Raw genomic sequence first — 17,332 nt, forward strand, 5'->3', positions numbered from 1 at the left:
CGGTCCGCCAGCCAGACCGGCAGGCGGTCGCGCCCCGTAAAGCGTCATGCTCAACGCATGTCGCCCTGTCCATAACCTGAACCTCCGAAAGTGGCGAGGTTTAGGCGCACATACACGCCTTCCGAGGGGCCGCCGGGCCGGGCGCGGGTGTTGTCGCGGCGATAACCCAGTTCGAATCGGAAGCAGTCGTCGTCGAACAGCATCCCCACCTCGGAGCGGGTGATCTCGTTCTCGTCCAGATCGGCGATGCCCGCGACGGTCACGCCCCAGTTGCGATAGAGGAACTGCTGGCCGATCAGTTGCACGAACTCATAGTTGCGGTTCAGCGGCCCGTCGACCGGATTGGAGCGGTCCAGGATATAGCTGACGGTCGCCAGGTTGCGGCGGCCCCAGCGCCCGTCCAGCGCCGCCTCGGCGCGGCGCACCTCGCCCGAGCCGTCGACGGTGGCGTGGACCCAGCTGCGGATGCGGTCCGACGGCGAGAAATCGCCCTGGACCACCCAGTCCGAGGTCTCGGAGGCCAGGCCGGTCGGGTCGTAAAGCCGGCCGGGGGCGTCGGGGATCGAGGTCCTGAAGGCGTCCTGCTGCTGGAACCGATAGCTGCGGCCGACGAACAGGCTGGCCTTGCGGCCCTCGGACCAGCGGATCGTGGCGCGACCGCCCGCCGTCAGACGCGCGCCGCCCTCCATCAGGTCGTAGCCGGAGAAACGGTCCATGCGGAACAGGGAGGATTCGTCCAGTTCCAGAACCTGGGCGTCCTCGATGGGAATGCGGGGATCCAGGTCGACCTTGTTGGAGACCGAGAACTGGCCGACCGGCTCCAGGATGATGTCGGCGTCGCGCGCGCGCTTGATCAGCGGATAGCTCACGTCCACCCCGGCGCTGAGGCGGGAGCGGCTGAGCGTGGCGTCGCTGTCGACCCCCATCATCGGCGGCAGGTCCGACATGGAATAGAGGTCGACGCGGGTGTCCACGAAAGGCTCGATGCGCACGCCGACGGGCAGGATGACGGTGCGCCGCCATTCCATCTGGCCGGTGACGCGGCGGCTGTCCACGCCGCTCAGACCCGTCGTGATCGGCGGCACGATCTCGGGATTGAGGATCGGGGCGCCGACGAAGCTGTCGCGATAAAGGGAGACGGCCGAACCCTTGAGCCGCAGACGGCCGCCCAGCACCAGTTCGTGCGGCTCCCACCGCGCGTCGATCAGGGGCGCGACCAGCGGCAGGGTGTCGTCGTTCTCGAACACCTTGAAACCGTCGGCGTCGCGGAAGTCGGTGGCGGCGTAGGCCGGGTCCAGGCGCAGGCTCTGGATCGAGAAGGCGGCGACCGAGACATAGGAGCGGTCGGTCTGGTGCTCGGCGTAGATCTGGCTGATCAGCCGGCGACGGTCGCCGTAGTAGAGGCCGTTGTCCTGATAGGGCGAACGCACGTCGTAGCGGTCGAACAAGGTCTTGTCCGAGGTGCGTTCGGCCGTGAAGCCGAAGCGCCACGGGCCGTCGGGATCGAACTCGCCATGCGACAGCAGATAGCTGCGGTGTTCGCGATCGCCGAAGCGGACGTTGCTTTCGAAATCGCCGTCGCCGTCCAGGTCGAAGTCGCCGAAGTCGCGCTCGTAGGTATAGCCGCCGCGCGCCACGATCATGCCGTTCGCGAACCGCCGGCGCCATTGCAGGTTCAGCAGCGGCGCGACCTTGGTGTTGACCTGCGGGCTGATCAGCCAGTCCTCGGACGGGGAGACGACGTGCAGATAGGGAACCTCGACCGACACCCCGCGCCCTTCGTCGTAGTTGACGATCGGCACCAGGAAGCCGGACGCCCGCTCCACCGACGGATCGGGGTGGGCGAAGAAGGGGGTGTAGAAGACCGGAAGGGGGCCGATGTAGAAGACGGCGTTGCGATACAGGATGGCCCGAAGCTGCTCGTCCTGAACCACGCGCTCGGCCTGGATCGAGATGGTGGGGCGGCGCGGGCCGTCCGCGTCGCAGAGCGGGCAGGGGGTGAACCGGGCGTAGTTCAGCTCGTTGACGGTCTCGCTGCGCCGCACGGCGGTCGCGGCCATCAGGCTGGCGCCGTTGGCCAGGCGGGTGGCGAAGTCGACGGCGACGCCGGTGGTCAGGTTCTGGTCCAGTTCCAGCCGGCTGGCGTAGACCGCCGTGCCGTCCGGGGCGACGGCCTCGACATCGCCTTCGCCGGTCGCGGAGCCGGCGTTCAGATCGTAGGACAGGTTCTCGCCCCGCAGCACATGGCCGCGCGTGCGGACATAGGCGCGATTTTCGGGCGTGCCGCTGACGACGATCGAATCGCCCACGCGGCGGGCATGGTCGGCGTCCACATAGACGGCGTCCGGCGCCAGACCGTCCGACGGCGCGACGACCTGGACCGCCGCGGTCGTCGGCGCAGGGGTCTGGGCCCAGGCGGGCGCGGCCAGCGGCGCGCAGGCGACCAGGGCGGCGCCGGCGAGAAGCCTGGCTCTGAAAGCGTTGCGGCGCCGATCTTGGCGATCACCCTGCATAGGCCATCCGTATTCCTTAGAAGCGAGCGCCCGATTAGCCGTCTTCGGTATAGAACAGCAAGGTAAAGGCTGCGAGCGCCGTCAGAACGGGCGGGAGCCAGGCGGCGACGAACGGCGCCACCACCTCGGCCGATCCCATGGCCGACGAAAACTGATTCAGGAAGAAGAAGGCGAAGCCCAGCACTACGGCCGCCACGCTCATCCGCGCCATGTCGCCCAGCCGCATCAGGCGCAGCGAAAAGGCCGCGGCCAGGATGGACATGGCCGCGAACACCAGGGGCGTGGCCAGAAGCTGCTGGAAGCGCAGCCGATAGGCGGTGGAGGTGAAGCCGGCGTTCTCGATGCGGCTGATCTGGTTGGGCAGGGACCAGAAGGGCGTCGACTGGGGTCTGGCGAACCGCTCGAAGGCCTCTTCGTCGGCCAGGCTGGAGACCAGGGTGAGGCTGGAATAGGAAACCGCGCGCTGGCCGATCTGGGCGCCGACCGCGTCGGTCAGCCGCCAGCTGCCGGCGTTCAGGGAGGCGGACTTGGCGTCGATCCGTTCCGAGAAGGTGCGACCCCCGCCGGGCGCGGTGGTGTAGATGAAGAAGCTGACGTCCAGCAGGCGGGCGTTGGCGCGGTCCTGACGGCCGGCGCGGATGATCATCTGGCGCTGGTCGTCGCCTTCGCGCAGCCAGATCGCCGCGTTCGGATCGCCGCCGGGCGCCGTGCCGGAGATGCGCGCGCGCTCGCGCTGCCACAGGCCGTCGCCGGCCGAGGCGAGCGGCCCCAGGACCGTCACCGTCAGCACGCCCAGCACGAAGGCCATGCCCGCCGCGGGCAGGACGAACCGCCAGGCCGACACGCCAGCCGCCCGCATGGCGATCAGCTCGCTGCGCCGGTTCAGGCCGATGAAGGCCGCCAGGGAGCCGAACAGGAAGACGAACGGCGTCAGCTGCAGGATCACCGCAGGCGACTTCAGCAGCACCAGGCCGAAGATGCGCACCGCCGACAGGTCCTGGTCCGACCCCAGGCCGCGCGACACCTCCACGAAGTCGATCAGCATGACCAGGGCGGAAATCACCGCCAAGGCGATCGCAAGGGACTTGGATTGCTGAACCAGAACATACCGCTCGATGAGGCCCAGGCGGGGCATGTGCGAACGGCGCGTGCGGCGCATGGGACGTGCGGCGCCGGAGAGGGGCTGGGCGGTCACGCGAACCTCGCCTTCAGATCGCGCAGGACGCGGGCGCCGCGGCTGCGACGCGGCTTCAGGGCGCGGAACAGGACCCGCAGCGACACGGCGACGGCGACGATGGGCACGACGTACTGCAGGACGTTCAAGCCGGCGTTCCAGGCGCTCCCCGCCACCAGGCCGTAACCGACGACCCGCAGCAGCAGGAACAGGCCCGCCGCCTTGGCGATCCTCAGCGTGTAGCCGGTGCGGCTGAAGGCGCCGCCCAGGATGGCCGACAGGGCCAGGGCCATGGCGACCAGGGCGTAGAGGGGCGAGGACAGGCGCGAATGGGCCTCGGCCAGAAGCTCCCCGCGCGCGCCCGCGACCTCGACGATCTTGGCGGTCGGGTTCAGCAGTTGTCGCAGATAGAGATCCGTCGGCTTGAACCGCAGGGTGTCGGTCACGCCGACGAAGGGCGCCAGGGAAAAGTCGTAGCGGCCGAACGACAGGGTCTCCAGCACCCCCCCCGACGAATAGCGCTGGGCCGAACCGTCGATCATGGTCAGGACGGGCGTGCCGGCGGCGTCGCGGCTGAACCGCGCCTCGGCCGCGTTCCAGGTCGTCACCTTGTCCTTGTCGTCCAGATAGACGAACAGGTTCTTCAACAGGCCGTTCTGCTCGATCTGCTGGACATAGACGGTCAGGCCGTCAGGCCCCTGGACGAACTGCCCTTCCTCCACCAACAGGGCGGCCAGGTCGGTGCGGATGTCGAACGCCTGGCGTCGCGCCTCCTGCTGCGCCCAGGGCAGGAGGAAGACGTTGACGAACAGCGTGGCCAGGGCGACCAGCACGGCTATGCGGGCGGCCGGAGAAATCACCTGCCAGCGGGTCATGCCGCCGGCGAAGCTGGCCGTCAGCTCCTGCTCGCGCTGCAACCGCGTCAGGGCGATCAGGGCGCCGACGAACAGGCCGATGGGCAGAATCACCGCCAGCAGCTGCGGCAGGGCCAGCAGCGTCAGCTTGACCATGACCCACACGCTCTGGCCGCGCTCGACGATGACCTGAAGCTGATCGAGGCTCTGGCTCAGGATTCCGATTCCCGCCAGCGCCGCGCAGGCGGCGACCACGGGGAACAGGATCTGGCGGAAAAGGTATCTTTGAATCAGGTTCATGGGCGGATGGACTTCGCCCGGTTGCAGGCGGCGACATTGAGGCGCATCTAGTAGCACATCAGGGCGCGTCGGCGACAAGCAGGCGCGCCATTGTCTTTTCGTCGTTGCAGAAGCCGGGTGGGGCCTGGCTGGAGTTGATTGAATGAAGATCGAGTTCGTCGCCGCGGTGGACGCCGCCGAGATTGTCGCAGTCCCCGTGTTCGAAGACCGCGCCCTGACCCCCGCCGGTTCGGCCCTGGACGGCAAGGCCGGCGGCGCGCTGACCAAGGCGATGAGCAAGGGCCGCTTCGCCGGCAAGGCGGGGCAAAGCTTGCTGATCCCCGCGCCTGCGGGCGTGGACGCCGACGCCGTGCTGCTGATCGGCGCGGGCGACAAGGCCAAGCTGGACGATCTGGCGGTCGAGGCCTTCGGCGGCTCGGCCTATGCGGCGGTCAAGCTGTCGGGCGCGCAGGTTCTGACCATCGACGCTTCGGACCTGACGCCGGAACAGGCGGCGCGTGTCGGTTTCGCCGCGCGCCTGGCGGCCTATCGTTTCGACAAGTATCGGACGACGCAGAAGGCGGACAAGATTGCGTCGATCACCATGGTCCGCATCGTGACCACCGACCTGCGCGGGGCCGAGGCGGCGCTGGAGCCGCTGTCGGCCGTGGCGGATGGGGTGATCTTCGCCCGCGACCTGGTGTCCGAACCCGCCAACGTCCTGTATCCGGCCGAGTTCGCCAAGCGCGTCAAGGCGCTGGAGAGCCTGGGCCTGGAGGTCGAAATTCTCGGCGAGGCGGAGATGGAGGCGCTGGGGATGCGCACCCTGTTGGCCGTCGGCCAGGGCAGCCGTCGCGAAAGCCAGCTGGCCGTGATCCAGTGGAAGGGCGGCGAGGCGGGCGCCCAGCCTCTGGCCTTCGTCGGCAAGGGCGTCTGCTTCGACACCGGCGGCATCTCGATCAAGCCGGCCGAGGGCATGGAGGACATGAAGTGGGACATGGGCGGCGCCGCCGCCGTGACCGGAACCATGATCGCCCTGGCCGGCCGCAAGGCCAAGGTCAACGCCGTGGGCGTGCTGGGCCTGGTGGAGAACATGCCCGACGGCGACGCCCAGCGCCCAGGCGACGTGGTCGTGTCGATGTCGGGCCAGACGGTCGAGGTCATCAACACCGACGCCGAAGGCCGCCTCGTCCTGGCCGACGCCCTCTGGTACACGCAGGAGCGTTTCAAGCCGAAGTTCATGATCGACCTGGCCACGCTGACGGGCGCCATGATCGTGGCCCTGGGCCTGGACTACGCGGGCGTCTTCTCCAACTCCGACGACGTCGCCGATCCGATCCTGGCGGCGGCCAAGAAGGTGGGTGAGAACTTCTGGCGGATGCCGATCCCGGCCATCTACGAGCAGCACATCGATTCCAAGATCGCCGATGTGAAGAACACCGGCAACGGCCGCGCCGGCGGCTCGATCACCGCCGCCCTGTTCCTGCAACGCTTCACCAACGGCGTGCCGTGGGCGCACCTGGACATCGCCCCCACCGCCTGGACCAACAAGAGCCCCAGCCCCACCGTGCCCGAGGGCGGCGTCGGCTTCGCCGTCCGCACCCTGGACCGGATGGTGGCGGATTCCTACGAAGCCTGATGACCGGAACTAGAACCGGGTGACTGGAAAGCCTGAAATCTGGTTCTACCACCTGGAGCGGTCGTCGCTGGACCAGGTGCTGCCGACCCTGCTGGAGAAGACGCTCGAGCGGGGTTGGCGGGCGCTGGTGAAGTCGGCGCATTCGCATCGGCTGGACGATGTCGACGAACTGTTGTGGACCTTCCGCGAGGACGGTTTCCTGCCGCACGGCCGGTCGGATCAGCCCCATGCGGCGCGCCAGCCGGTCCTTCTCAGCGAGACGGGCGAGAACCTGAACGGCGCTCAGGCGCTGTTCATCGTCGACGACGCAGACATGGGCGCAACGGAAGGGTTCGAGCGATGCTTCATCATTTTCGACGGTCGGGACGAGCCGGCGCTGCAACACGCGCGCGGGCGCTGGAAGGCGCTGAAGGCGCAGGGCGCCGATCTGGCCTATTGGAAACAGTCGGACGAGGGGCGCTGGGAAAGGGCGGCCTGATCGCGCCTGGCCTGATGGGGCTGGCCCTGGTCGCGGGCTGTTCGACGCCGACGGCGGACGCGCCCGCGCCGCGCGTGATCGAACGGGCGCAGATGAACCCGCCCGTCGGCAGCCGGATGCCCACGGCCCAGACCGAGGATGTCTGCAAGGCGGGCGAGATGCAGTATCTGGTCGGCAAGAGCCGCAGCGAAATCCCGGTGCCGGTCGACGTGGTCAACCGGCGCGTGACTTGCACCACCTGCCCGGTGACGCAGGATTTCTCGGCCTACCGGCTGAATATCCTCTATAACGAGCAGACCGGCGTCATCGAACAGGTCCGCTGCGGCTGAGCCGGCCAGGAAGGGAAACCCCGATGAACACCCGCATGATCGCCCTGTCGTTCGCCGGCGCCTTGGCGCTGGCCGCCTGCGCCCAGACCCCGGCTGCGACCCCGCCTGCGACCGGCGCCGAAAGCGCCTTCAAGCCCTGCAAGGTCGAAGACTATCAGAGCTATGTCGGCCGCAATCGCTCGACGGTTCCGGCGGCGCCGCAGGGTCAGACCTTCCGCGTCCTGTGCACCACCTGTCCGGCGACGATGGATTATCGCGAGAACCGTGTGAACTTCGTCTTCGACCAGGCGACGGGCGTGATCCAGCAGGTCAAGTGCGGCTGACGCCTCAACGGCCCACGGTGTCGCCGGGCCACAGCGGCCCGCTGAACCGCGCCGCCAAATAGTCCATCAGGGCCGTGACCCGCGCCGGGCGCGGCCCGCTGCTTGGCGCCACCAGGTGAAGCGCGATGGGCGGAAGGCGCCAGTCGGTCATCACCGTCTCCAGATGGCCGCCCGCGACGTCCTTCCAATAGATGAAATCCGGCTGGGGAAAGATGCCCATGCCCGCGCACAGCGAGGCGGTCAGGGCGTCGGAATTGTTGGCGCGAAGCGGCCCGTGCGGATGGACCACCACCTCCTCGCCCGCCGCATTCGTAAAACGCCAGGCGTCCGGGTTGGGCATATAGGCGTAGCTGAGACAGGCGTGGCGGGCCAGGTCGTCGGGATGTGTCGGTCGACCCCGCTGCTCCAGATACGACGGCGAGGCGACCAGGGCCCGGTGCACGGGCCTGAGCTTGCGCGTCGTCAGGGACGAATCCGCCAGGGCCGCGATCCGCAAGGCGCAGTCGAAGCCGCCGCCGACTAGGTCGATCACCTCGTCCGACAGATGCAGATCCACCGAAATGTCGGGATGGGTGGCCAGGAACTCGGGCAGGGCGGGGGCGACATAGGCCATGCCGAAGGACATGGGCGCGGCCAGACGCACCAGGCCGCGCGGCGCCACCGCCATGTCCAGCGCCTCGGACACTGCGCCTTCGGCCTCGGCCAGCATATGGGCGGCGCGCGCGGCAAGGCCGCGCCCTGCGTCGGTTAGGGCGAACCGGCGCGAGGTGCGATGCAGCAGGGTGGTCCCCAGCGACCGCTCCAGCCGCGTCACCGCCTTGGACACCGTCGCCTTGGACAGACCCAGCGTCTCGGCGGCGCCCGAAAACGACTGGGCGTCGGCGACCTTGGCGAAGATGGCCAGGGCTTCCAGATCGGGCAGGCGGTTCATGAAAGCGCGATCCGTTGGAAACGATGAGTTTCGGTAGTTTCTATTTCTGATCGGTCGCCGATCTCTATCTTGGCGTCAAGCAAAGGCGTCGGACGTTCCGGCGCGAAAGGACACCTCCGATGATCGAGCGCAGACCGTTTGAATCGCTTGGCGGCGCCAACCATGGCTGGCTGAACGCCAAACACCATTTCTCCTTCGCCAACTATTACGATCCCAAGCGGATGAGCTGGGGCGCCCTGCGTGTCTGGAACGACGACGAGATCGCCGCCGGCACGGGCTTTCCTCCCCATCCGCACGCCGACATGGAGATCATCACCTATGTCCGCGACGGGGCGATCAGTCACGAGGACAGCCTGGGCAACAAGGGTCGCACGGTCGCCGGAGACGTTCAGGTGATGAGCGCGGGCGCCGGCATCCGCCACGCCGAGTACAACGCCGAGCCGGAACTGACCCGAATCTTCCAGATATGGATCGAACCGACCGAGCGTGGCGGGGCGCCGAGCTGGGGCTCCAAACCCTTCCCCAAGGGCGAACGCGCCGGTCAGTTCGTGGTCCTGGCTTCGGGCTTCCAGGGCGATACTTCCGAGAGCGGCGGAGGCGCCCTGCCGATCCGCACCGATGCGCGGATCGTGGCGGCCACCCTGAACGCCGGCGACAGCGCCGATTATCCGCTGGGCGCCAGCCGTCGCGCCTATCTGGTGCCGGCCAAGGGCGAGGTGGAGGTCAACGGCGTGCGGCTGAACGCCCGGGACGGCGCAGCCATCGCCCAGGAGGACGTCGTGACGGTCAAGGCCCTGTCCGACGCCGAGATCGTCCTGGTGGACGCCGCCTGATTTTTAGGCTCAAGCTTCACGGCCGAACCCCGGTCCGGCCGTGAAGACCCCATCGCGCGCGAGCGCTCAGAAGGTAAGGGAAGACAATGTTCAACCAAGCAAGCGCCTGGTCGCCCCGAGCCCTGGCGGCGCTTCGTATCGTCGCCGGCCTGCTGTTCCTGGCCCATGGCCTGGTCAAGCTGTTCGGCTTTCCGGCGGGCGCCGAACCGGGCCAGCAGGCCCTGTTCACCTTGTTCGGCGTCGGCGGGGTGATCGAATTGACGACCGGGATACTGCTGGTGCTGGGCCTGTTCACCCGCCCGGCGGCCTTCATCGCCTCCGGCCAGATGGCGGTGGCCTATTGGATGTTCCACTTCCCGCAAAGCCCCTATCCGGCCGTGAACGGGGGGGACGCGGCCATCCTGTTCTGCTTCGTCTTTCTCTATATCTTCACGGCCGGTCCCGGCGCGTGGAGCCTGGACAACCGGAGCGCCAGGCGGTTCTGAAACCGCGATGACAAGGGCCGCCGCAGGGCGCGGCGACCTTCCTGACGGTCACGACCGAACGGTCGCGGCCCAGTCGGTGGCGCGCACCAGACTGTCGACGATCCCCGGCTCGGACGAGGCGTGACCGGCGTCGGGCACGATGTCCAGGTGCGCCTCGGGCCAGGCGCGGTGCAGGGCCCAGGCGCCGGAAATCGGCGTGACCACGTCGAACCGGCCTTGCGCGATCCAGCAGGGAATGTGGCGCATACGGTCGACGTTCTTCAGAATCCAGCCGTCCTCCTCGAAGAAGCCGCCGTTGGTGAAGAACCAGTTCTCGATCCGGGCGAAGGCGACGGCGAAATCCGGCTCGGCGAACTTCTCGGGGCGGGCGTCGGGGCCTACGACGCTGACGGTCTCGCCCTCCCAACTGGACCAGGCGACGGCGCAGCGCTCGCGTTCGGCGACGTCGTCCCCGATCAGGCGTTTGTAATAGGCGGCCATCAGGTCGCCGCGCTCGGCTTCGGGGATCGGCGCTAGGAAACGCTCCCAGGCGTCGGGGAAGATCATCGAGGCGCCGTCCTGATAGAACCAGTGCAATTCCTTCTTGGTCAGCAGAAAGATGCCTCGCAGCACCAGGGCCTCGACCCGGTCCGGGTGGGTGATGGCGTAGGTCATCGACAGGGTCGATCCCCACGATCCGCCGAACACCACCCATCTGTCCACGCCGCACAGGACGCGCAGCCGTTCGATGTCGTCGATCAGGGTCCAGGTGGTGTTGTCTTCCAGCGAGGCGTGGGGCCGCGACAGGCCGCAACCGCGCTGATCGAACATGATGATGCGATAGACGGCCGGGTCGAAGAACCGCCGCATGCCGGGGTTCACCGCTCCGCCGGGGCCGCCATGCAGGACGACCACCGGCACGCCCTGCGGATTGCCCGATTCCTCGTAATAGATTTCATGCACGCCCTCGGTCGGCATCCAACCCGAGGCGTAGGCCTCGATCTCGGGATAAAGCGCGCGACGCGGATCGGCGGGCGGGGGGAAGGCCATGAAGATGGTCTCTCTCTAAAGAGCGATCAGGAACGAAGGGCGGCCAGGGCCAGGCACAGCCAGCCGGCGATCATCAGCACGCCGCCGACGGGGGCGACGGCGCCGAACGCGGGCGCGCCCAGAAAGGCGATCAGCAAAAGGGAGAGGCAGAAGATCAGCCCGCCCGCCGCCGCCAGCCAGCCGGCCAGGGTCGCCAGCCGTCCGCCCGCCCCCCATCGGCAGGCGGCGACTGCCAGAACGGCGTGGATCAACTGATACTGGGCGCCGGTGGTCAGCAGGGTCCTGATCTGAGGTCCGGCGCCGTGGGCGGCGAAGGCCCCGACGGAAACCGCCATGGCGCCGTTCAAGGCGGCGAAGAGGATCAGTTTGCGACTCATGCTCATTGCGCGAACCTAGACCGTGGCGGACGCAATGTCTTTCGCCGGATCAGTTGGAGCGAGGCAGGGGCGCCAGATGGCTGGCCATGGCGGAGGCGGCGGCCTTGATCCCCTTGCGGACGGCGGCTTCGTTGGCCGGGGCCGGCGCGCGCAGCAGGCCGATGGAGGGCGTCAGCGGTCCGTCCGGCAGATCGGCCAGCACGCGGTAAAGCAGATATGAGCCGGCGTCCGCCTCCGCCTCGGACGAGGCGTCGGCCTGGAGACCGGCGGCGGTCAGGGCGCGCAGGATGTCGGCGACCGGCGCCGTGGCGCGGGCGACGCCGGGGCCGGTGTCGGACAGGCGGTGCTTGTGGTCCAAGGTGCGGTTCTCGGCCCGCATCTGGACGCGGAAACCTTGGCCCTTGCGCGTGCGCCCGACCAGAAGCACGGCGCGGCAATCGCCGCTGCCCAGGCGCGCGGCCAGGGTCGTGGCCAGGGCGTCGGGGTCGTTTCCGGCGATGGGCACGGCGCGGGCGCCGGCCGGGCTCCAGATTTCACCCGATAGATCCTCGACCAGGTCCCAGCCCGCGTCCTCGCCCTCATAGGCGCAGATGATGATGCCGGGGCGGCGGTCGCCGTTCGGGGCGTCGTTCCCCTTCGGGCCGTCGATCTCGTTCATCGTGCCGGCCATCGCCATGTCCATGACAGTTCGGTGACGTGCAGGAGGCGGCAACTCGAGCGCATCGTCAAGTCCCGTCGTCCCTTAACCCAGATCGCCGACGGCGGCGTCCAGCAGCATGAAGGCGCGCCCGGCGTCGGACGCCAGGCTGGACTGCACCGCCGCCGTGTCGCCCGCCCGGGCAGATGCCGCCAGGTTCCCGGCGAAATGGCGGACATAGCGTTCGGCGTCGCCGCGCAGTTCGGCGTCGCTGAGCACGCGGCGGGAGACGCTGCGGACGGCGGCGGGCGCCACGCGGCGCACGATCTGGCGGGCGCCGTCAGGATCGCCCTTGCCGATGGCGCGCGCCGCCTCCTCCACCCGCGAGCGGGGCAGCAGGGCGTTGGGATCGACGCCCATGCGGCGGATGGCGGCCGCGACACGCTCGGACAGGGCTTCGGCCTCGGCTGGCGCCAGGGCGGGCGAGGGGGCGACGGGCGAGGGGGCGGGGGTGTCCAGGTCCAGCGGCGTTTCGTCCGGCGCGTCCCTGGCCGCCAGGTCGCTCCAGTCCAGGCGGTCGTCGGCGGTCGGGCGCGTCGTCTCGGTCGGCTCCAGACGCAGGCGGCTGCGAAGGCCGAACTTGCGGTCCTCGGCTGGAGGCGCCGCGGCCATGCGCGCGGACCGCGCTTCGGCGCGGGCTTCGGGCCGGGGCTCCGGACGGTCGGCGTCGAGCGACGGATCGCGGCGGCGGGCGGGCGAGGCGTCGCCGGACACCACCCCCATCAGCCGCACCGCTTCGGTCAGCATGTCGTAGTTGCGTCGCACACGTTCCTGAAAGCCCAGGTCCAGCGCCTCGGTGTCCTCGGCGGCCTTGCGCGAGGCGGCGGAAAGCGAGGCCAGGCCGTCCTCGACCGTGGCGCGCACGGCCTCGGCGCGCGCGCGGGCTTCCTGCGGCAGGCGGGCGGCGCGCGCGTCGATGTCGTGGACGGCGGCGTCGATTTCGGAGAGCGCTTCATTGAGCCGGCCGACCAGCGTCTCCAGCCGGTCGACCATCCGTTCGCCGGCCTCCTCCACCAGGCCGGAAGTCTCGCTGACGATGCGGCGGGCGTCCTCGATGCGGGCGTCGGCGGCGTTGTCGGCCTTCTGCGCGGCCTCGAACAGGGTTTCGCCCAGGCGGTCTGCGCGCAGACGGGCCTGTTCGGCGGCGTCGGCGGCGGCGGCGCGCGAATCCTCGGCCGTGGCGCGCATCTGCTCCAGGGCGCGGCGGGTCTCTTCCATCAGGGCGTCGCGCGCCTCGGCGGCCAGGGCCTCGAAGCGGTCCAGGGCGACCTTGGTTGCGGAATCGAACCCGTCGGCCTCGCGCTGGGACATGTCCACCAGGGCGCGGAACTGATCGGCGGCGGCCTCGACCAGATCGCGCATGCTGTCGACCGAGGTCTGGGCCGCGCGGTCCAGGTCGCCGGCGGCCGTGCGGGTGGCCGACAGATGTTCGATCAGCTGGGCCCGCTGGCTTTCGACCTGGGCGGAGAAGTCCTCCTGGTCGGTGCGCAGCGCATAGGCGGCGGTGACGAGGGCGGCGCGCTGCTGGCCCAGGCCTTCCTCGACAGACTGTATCTGTTCGGCGACGCCCGTGCCGGCGTTCTCCAGCCGAATGGTCTGGCGGGCCAGGTCGTCGGCGGCGACGCGGGCGGCGTCCTGGGCCTCTCCGGCGGCGGCGGCAAGGTCGGCGGCGCGGGCGGCCAGGGCCGCCTCGGCCTCGCGCAACTGGGCCTGGGCCAGGTCGGAGGCGTCGGCGACCATGCGGGACTGGCGCTCGACCGCATCGACGACGCCCGAAGCCTGGGCGTCCAGGTGAAGGCCCAGGGTCTGCATCTGGTCGCGCTCGCGCCCCAGGTTCTCGGCCAGGCGGCGGGCTGTGCGGCCCGCATTGTCGGCGGCCTCGTTCAGCCGGGCGGTCTCTTCGGACAAGGCCTCGCGCAACAGGGCCATGTCGCGGCGCGCCCGTTCGGCGGCCAGGGCGGCGTGGTCGATGTCGGACCGCAGGGACTGCAGCACCTCGCCGGTCTGCTGGGCCGCCAGGGCGGTGGGGGCGACCAGCGCCTCGGCCAGCTGGCGGGCGCGGCGGGTTTCGGCGGCCAGGCCGGCGCCCTGACGCACCGCATGGGCCAGCATGATGGCCAGTCCGGCCGGCGCCAGGGCGATCAGGCCGTAGATGGCGATCCGCAGCGGGTCCAGTTCGGCGCCGCCGGCCCCGAACTCATAGGCGGCCCAGGAGGCGACGCCCCCGATCCACAGGGCGGAGGCGACGCCGGCGATCAGATAGGCGTGGCGGCCCGAGGCCTCGCCCGATCGGGCGACGGCGACCGGCTTGACGGCGGGCGGCGAGGACAGTTCGAACGGGGCGGGCGGTTTGCCGGCCGCCACGGCCATTTCGACGTCGGCCGTCGATTCCGGCACGGGCTCGGCCGTCAGTTCCGGCGGGGCGGCGGGGCGTTCGGCCTCGGCGGCGCGCTCTTCGGCGAGGCGCTGCTCCTCCAGCAGGCGCCGACGGCGGCGCTCGGACATCGGGCGCTCGAAGACGGGCTGGACGATCTCCAAATCGGGGTCGGTCAAAGGCTCCGGCTCGGGCGGGGCGTCCATCGCCGGCGTCTCCGCGACGGACGACGCATCGACGGGGGCGACGACCTCGTCGTCGGTCAGCTTCAGCGGCGGCCGTTTGGGAGACTTCATCAGCTCAAAAACTCGATCTCTAGGCTGGCGTCCGACGGCGCCCGACAGACCCTAGAACAGGAAAGAGCCGGACGGAACCTGCCGCCGCGCCGAAGCCGTCGATCCGAAAGCGGCGGCGCAGAATCAGCAGCCGCGCCTGGTCTCGATCAGGACGGCGGAGGAGGGAGCGCTGTCGCGGCATTCGGCGACGCGGCGAACCTCGCGGTCGGAATGATTCGGCGTGTGGGTATCGACGCCGAACTGCGCCAGGACGGCGGCGGCCAGCAGCGCGATGAAGCCGGCGATCAGTTCGACCAGCGCCTGCATTCCACCCTCCCTCGCGGCCGGAACGGCCTTGGACCTTATGCGCCAAATCGGCGAACGTCACAATCCCGCCCAAAGGCCTCGCGCCGTCAACGATTGACCCGGCGCCATGCGCGTGAAACGGAGGATCAGGGCGCTCCGACACCGTGTCACGCGAATCAGGCAGAGGGGTTGCATGGGGCAAGGCGACAGTTACGACGGCAGTTTGCTGGAGCCGGGTCCGGGGCTGTGGACCTCGGCCGTCGCCCATCGGTTTTCCGTGCTGATGGAGAACGAAGCCTATTTCGACGCCCTGGCCTCGGCCATTCAAAAGGCCGAACGCTCCATCGTGGTGCTGGGCTGGCAGTTCGATCCGCGCACCCATCTGGATCCCGAGACGCGGCCGGGCGACAAGAGCGCCGAGATCGGCCGGCAACTGCGGATGCTGGTCAAGAAGAAGCCCGATCTGGACGTGAGGCTGCTGATCTGGAAATCGCCGCTGCTGATCGCGGCGTCGCAGGGCTTCTATCCCCATCGGGCGCAGCGCTGGTTTCGCAAGCGGATGGTGGAGTTCCGGCTGGACTCGCCCGGTCCCCTCGGCGCCTGCCATCACCAGAAGGTGATCGTAATCGACGACAAGCTGGCCTTTTGCGGAGGGGGCGACATCTCGACCGATCGCTGGGACTCCGACGAGCATCTGGACGGCGATCCGCGCCGCGCCCTGCCCAGCGGCGTCATCTGCAAGGCCCGCCATGAGGTGATGGCCGTGATGGACGGTCCGGCGGCGCAGGCGCTGGGCGAACTGGCGCGCGAACGCTGGTTCAAGGCGACCTGGGAGCGGACCATCCCCGACGCGGTGGACGGCGATCCCTGGCCGGACGGCGTTCCCGTGCAGATGACCGACGTGCCTGTCGGCATCGCCCGGACCGAGCCGAAATGGGCCGGCCGGCACGAGGTGCGCGAAAACGAAGCCCTGCACCTGGAGTCCATTCGCCGCGCGAAGCGGCTGATCTACTTCGAAAACCAGTATTTCACCTCGCCGGTGATCGCCGCGGCCCTGGCCGAGCGGCTGGCCGAGCCGGACGGGCCGCAGGTCATCGTCGTGTCCACCGCCAAGAGCCCCAGCTGGTTCGACAGCCTGACGATGGACACGGCCCGCGCCGAGGTGCTGTATCGGCTGGAGCAGGCCGACAGATACAACCGCTTCTTCGCCTTCGCGCCCCTGACCGAGGAGGGCGACCGGATCATCGTTCACGCCAAGATGTCGATCATCGACGACCGGCTGCTGAGGATCGGCTCGACCAATCTGAACAACCGCTCGATGGGCCTGGACACCGAGTGCGACATCGCCGCCGAGCCGACGGACGAGGCGGGACGCGCCGTCATCGCCGCCCACCGCCGCCGCACCATCGCCCACTGGCTGGGCGTCGCGACCGAGGACTACGCGGCGGTCGAGGCGGTGTTCGGCTCTGTCGGCCAGGCGATCTGCAGCTTCGACACCGACCGGCTGAAGCCTCTGGGGTCCGATCCGCCGACGCGCATCCAGCGGATGTTCGCGGAATGGCAGCTGGGCGATCCCACCTCTTCGACCGACGCCTGGCGGCCCTGGAAGCGCCTGAACCGCTCGCACCGCACGCGCCCGGCGTCGGAGGGCGGTCAGGCGCCGGGCTGAACCACCTCGAAATCGACGATCAGCGGTAGGTGGTCCGACGCCACCCGCGCCAAGGGCGAAAAGGCCGAACGCACGGCGCGCACCCGGATGTGGGGGCTGACGAAACAGTGGTCGATGCGAATGGCGGGGAAGGCCGAGGGGAAGGTCTTGACGCTGGGCTTCAGGCCCAGTTGCCGCTGACAGTCCTGAAGGTTGCGGCACAGGGTCTGGTAGGGGCGGGTGATGGAAGTGGCGTTGAAGTCGCCCGCCAGCAGCGCCGGGCCGACGCAGCCGCCCAGCCAACCCGGCCCGGACAGGGCGGCGGCCTGAAGGCGCTGTTCCTTCGGCACCAGGCCCAGGTGGGTGTTGAAGACGTTCAGGGCCACGCCGTCGACCTGGATTTCGGACCAGATGGCGCCGCGCGGCTCCAGCCCCGGGACGCCGTTGACGGTGGGCAGGCTGTCGGCGCGGATCAGCCGCTCGGGATGGGCGGTCAGGATGGCGTCGCCATACAGTTCGGCCTCGATCTGCATCGCCGGATGAAAACGCGAGGTCATGGCCAGGCCGTCGGCGATGGCGCGCGCCTGATCGACGCCGTTGGTGCGCAGGCGGCCGACATCCAGCTCCTGCAGACAGACGATGTCGGGTTCGTATTCGCCGATGACGGCGACGATGCGATCCACGTCGAGGCGGCGGTCTGTGCCGACGCAGCGGTGGACATTGTAGGTGAGTAGGCGGGGCATGAAGGGGGCTGTCGTCTGGCTTCGACCGTGGGCTAGGCCTTCTGG

At 69.3% G+C, this 17,332-nt stretch carries 17 protein-coding genes; 7 read left to right on the forward strand and 10 right to left on the reverse strand.

Annotated elements, in window-relative coordinates:
* Positions 1 to 50 precede the first annotated feature (50 nt).
* From AC0L6G_RS02570 to AC0L6G_RS02580, 3 genes are read right to left on the reverse strand one after another with little or no spacing between them, the layout of a single operon-like run.
* Positions 51 to 2,513, reverse strand: a complete 2,463-nt coding sequence (locus tag AC0L6G_RS02570; RefSeq protein ID WP_473252812.1) for an LPS-assembly protein LptD — start codon at positions 2,511 to 2,513, stop codon at positions 51 to 53.
* A gap of 34 nt (positions 2,514 to 2,547) precedes the next feature.
* Positions 2,548 to 3,648 (reverse strand): LPS export ABC transporter permease LptG, encoded by a 1,101-nt coding sequence (gene lptG / locus AC0L6G_RS02575; protein ID WP_291538928.1) that lies wholly within the window; start codon positions 3,646 to 3,648, stop codon positions 2,548 to 2,550.
* A gap of 56 nt (positions 3,649 to 3,704) precedes the next feature.
* Positions 3,705 to 4,841 (reverse strand): LptF/LptG family permease, encoded by a 1,137-nt coding sequence (locus AC0L6G_RS02580; protein WP_291538869.1) that lies wholly within the window; start codon positions 4,839 to 4,841, stop codon positions 3,705 to 3,707.
* Positions 4,842 to 4,983: 142 nt separating this feature from the next.
* Between AC0L6G_RS02580 and AC0L6G_RS02585 the strand changes: the two genes are divergently transcribed.
* Genes AC0L6G_RS02585 through AC0L6G_RS02600 form a run of 4 tightly spaced genes read left to right on the forward strand, consistent with a single transcriptional unit; the run spans position 4,984 to position 7,589 of the window.
* A complete protein-coding gene (locus AC0L6G_RS02585; RefSeq protein ID WP_293828097.1) occupies positions 4,984 to 6,459 on the forward strand; it encodes a leucyl aminopeptidase in 1,476 nt (491 codons plus the stop codon).
* A gap of 19 nt (positions 6,460 to 6,478) precedes the next feature.
* Positions 6,479 to 6,937, forward strand: a complete 459-nt coding sequence (locus AC0L6G_RS02590; RefSeq protein WP_293828095.1) for a DNA polymerase III subunit chi — start codon at positions 6,479 to 6,481, stop codon at positions 6,935 to 6,937.
* A gap of 14 nt (positions 6,938 to 6,951) precedes the next feature.
* Complete coding sequence (locus AC0L6G_RS02595) at positions 6,952 to 7,266, forward strand: hypothetical protein (protein ID WP_291538878.1); 315 nt, start codon at positions 6,952 to 6,954, stop codon at positions 7,264 to 7,266.
* A 23-nt stretch (positions 7,267 to 7,289) separates the two neighbouring features.
* The gene (locus tag AC0L6G_RS02600) at positions 7,290 to 7,589 is read left to right on the forward strand and encodes a hemolysin (RefSeq protein WP_293828094.1); all 300 of its coding nucleotides are present in this window, start codon (positions 7,290 to 7,292) and stop codon (positions 7,587 to 7,589) included.
* A 4-nt stretch (positions 7,590 to 7,593) separates the two neighbouring features.
* On the opposite strand, the gene AC0L6G_RS02605 is transcribed toward AC0L6G_RS02600, so the two are convergent.
* A complete protein-coding gene (locus tag AC0L6G_RS02605; RefSeq protein ID WP_293828093.1) occupies positions 7,594 to 8,520 on the reverse strand; it encodes a LysR family transcriptional regulator in 927 nt (308 codons plus the stop codon).
* Between the two features lie 119 nt (positions 8,521 to 8,639).
* On the opposite strand from AC0L6G_RS02605, the gene AC0L6G_RS02610 reads away from it, so the two are divergent.
* Both AC0L6G_RS02610 and AC0L6G_RS02615 read left to right on the forward strand, forming a co-directional pair.
* Positions 8,640 to 9,353, forward strand: a complete 714-nt coding sequence (locus AC0L6G_RS02610) for a pirin family protein (RefSeq protein WP_293828092.1) — start codon at positions 8,640 to 8,642, stop codon at positions 9,351 to 9,353.
* A gap of 86 nt (positions 9,354 to 9,439) precedes the next feature.
* Positions 9,440 to 9,838, forward strand: a complete 399-nt coding sequence (locus tag AC0L6G_RS02615; RefSeq protein ID WP_291538888.1) for a DoxX family protein — start codon at positions 9,440 to 9,442, stop codon at positions 9,836 to 9,838.
* A 48-nt stretch (positions 9,839 to 9,886) separates the two neighbouring features.
* Here AC0L6G_RS02615 and pip read toward each other — a convergent pair whose 3' ends face one another.
* The 5 genes from pip to AC0L6G_RS02640 all read right to left on the reverse strand — a co-directional run bounded on the left by pip (position 9,887) and on the right by AC0L6G_RS02640 (position 14,917).
* Positions 9,887 to 10,867, reverse strand: a complete 981-nt coding sequence (pip, locus tag AC0L6G_RS02620; protein WP_473252813.1) for a prolyl aminopeptidase — start codon at positions 10,865 to 10,867, stop codon at positions 9,887 to 9,889.
* 26 nt (positions 10,868 to 10,893) lie between these two features.
* Positions 10,894 to 11,250 (reverse strand): DUF423 domain-containing protein, encoded by a 357-nt coding sequence (locus tag AC0L6G_RS02625; RefSeq protein WP_291538892.1) that lies wholly within the window; start codon positions 11,248 to 11,250, stop codon positions 10,894 to 10,896.
* Positions 11,251 to 11,293: 43 nt separating this feature from the next.
* Complete coding sequence (locus tag AC0L6G_RS02630) at positions 11,294 to 11,914, reverse strand: C15 family peptidase (RefSeq protein ID WP_293828090.1); 621 nt, start codon at positions 11,912 to 11,914, stop codon at positions 11,294 to 11,296.
* A 72-nt stretch (positions 11,915 to 11,986) separates the two neighbouring features.
* Positions 11,987 to 14,611, reverse strand: coding sequence for a tipN (locus AC0L6G_RS02635; RefSeq protein WP_473252814.1), 2,625 nt, complete (start codon positions 14,609 to 14,611; stop codon positions 11,987 to 11,989).
* 123 nt (positions 14,612 to 14,734) lie between these two features.
* Positions 14,735 to 14,917, reverse strand: a complete 183-nt coding sequence (locus AC0L6G_RS02640; protein WP_473252815.1) for a hypothetical protein — start codon at positions 14,915 to 14,917, stop codon at positions 14,735 to 14,737.
* 172 nt (positions 14,918 to 15,089) lie between these two features.
* On the opposite strand from AC0L6G_RS02640, the gene AC0L6G_RS02645 reads away from it, so the two are divergent.
* A complete protein-coding gene (locus tag AC0L6G_RS02645) occupies positions 15,090 to 16,565 on the forward strand; it encodes a phospholipase D-like domain-containing protein (protein WP_293828735.1) in 1,476 nt (491 codons plus the stop codon).
* Here the strand turns inward: AC0L6G_RS02645 and AC0L6G_RS02650 are convergent.
* Positions 16,550 to 17,287: an endonuclease/exonuclease/phosphatase family protein gene (locus AC0L6G_RS02650; protein WP_293828734.1), complete on the reverse strand. Its 738-nt coding sequence runs from the start codon at positions 17,285 to 17,287 to the stop codon at positions 16,550 to 16,552. The two genes, AC0L6G_RS02645 and AC0L6G_RS02650, sit on opposite strands and share 16 nt — an antisense overlap.
* Between the last annotated feature and the right edge of the window lie 45 nt (positions 17,288 to 17,332).

The organism is Brevundimonas sp. D3-1P (assembly GCF_055809335.1).

Bases quoted from the DNA above. Each gene is read 5' to 3' on its own strand.
- AC0L6G_RS02570 (WP_473252812.1), bottom strand. From the start codon at position 2,513: ATGCAGGGTGATCGCCAAGATCGGCGCCGCAACGCTTTCAGAGCCAGG.
- lptG (WP_291538928.1), bottom strand. From the start codon at position 3,648: ATGCCCCGCCTGGGCCTCATCGAGCGGTATGTTCTGGTTCAGCAATCC.
- AC0L6G_RS02580 (WP_291538869.1), bottom strand. From the start codon at position 4,841: ATGAACCTGATTCAAAGATACCTTTTCCGCCAGATCCTGTTCCCCGTG.
- AC0L6G_RS02585 (WP_293828097.1), top strand. From the start codon at position 4,984: ATGAAGATCGAGTTCGTCGCCGCGGTGGACGCCGCCGAGATTGTCGCA.
- AC0L6G_RS02595 (WP_291538878.1), top strand. From the start codon at position 6,952: ATGGGGCTGGCCCTGGTCGCGGGCTGTTCGACGCCGACGGCGGACGCG.
- AC0L6G_RS02600 (WP_293828094.1), top strand. From the start codon at position 7,290: ATGAACACCCGCATGATCGCCCTGTCGTTCGCCGGCGCCTTGGCGCTG.
- AC0L6G_RS02605 (WP_293828093.1), bottom strand. From the start codon at position 8,520: ATGAACCGCCTGCCCGATCTGGAAGCCCTGGCCATCTTCGCCAAGGTC.
- AC0L6G_RS02610 (WP_293828092.1), top strand. From the start codon at position 8,640: ATGATCGAGCGCAGACCGTTTGAATCGCTTGGCGGCGCCAACCATGGC.
- AC0L6G_RS02615 (WP_291538888.1), top strand. From the start codon at position 9,440: ATGTTCAACCAAGCAAGCGCCTGGTCGCCCCGAGCCCTGGCGGCGCTT.
- pip (WP_473252813.1), bottom strand. From the start codon at position 10,867: ATGGCCTTCCCCCCGCCCGCCGATCCGCGTCGCGCGCTTTATCCCGAG.
- AC0L6G_RS02625 (WP_291538892.1), bottom strand. From the start codon at position 11,250: ATGAGCATGAGTCGCAAACTGATCCTCTTCGCCGCCTTGAACGGCGCC.
- AC0L6G_RS02630 (WP_293828090.1), bottom strand. From the start codon at position 11,914: ATGGCCGGCACGATGAACGAGATCGACGGCCCGAAGGGGAACGACGCC.
- AC0L6G_RS02635 (WP_473252814.1), bottom strand. From the start codon at position 14,611: ATGAAGTCTCCCAAACGGCCGCCGCTGAAGCTGACCGACGACGAGGTC.
- AC0L6G_RS02640 (WP_473252815.1), bottom strand. From the start codon at position 14,917: ATGCAGGCGCTGGTCGAACTGATCGCCGGCTTCATCGCGCTGCTGGCC.
- AC0L6G_RS02645 (WP_293828735.1), top strand. From the start codon at position 15,090: ATGGGGCAAGGCGACAGTTACGACGGCAGTTTGCTGGAGCCGGGTCCG.
- AC0L6G_RS02650 (WP_293828734.1), bottom strand. From the start codon at position 17,287: ATGCCCCGCCTACTCACCTACAATGTCCACCGCTGCGTCGGCACAGAC.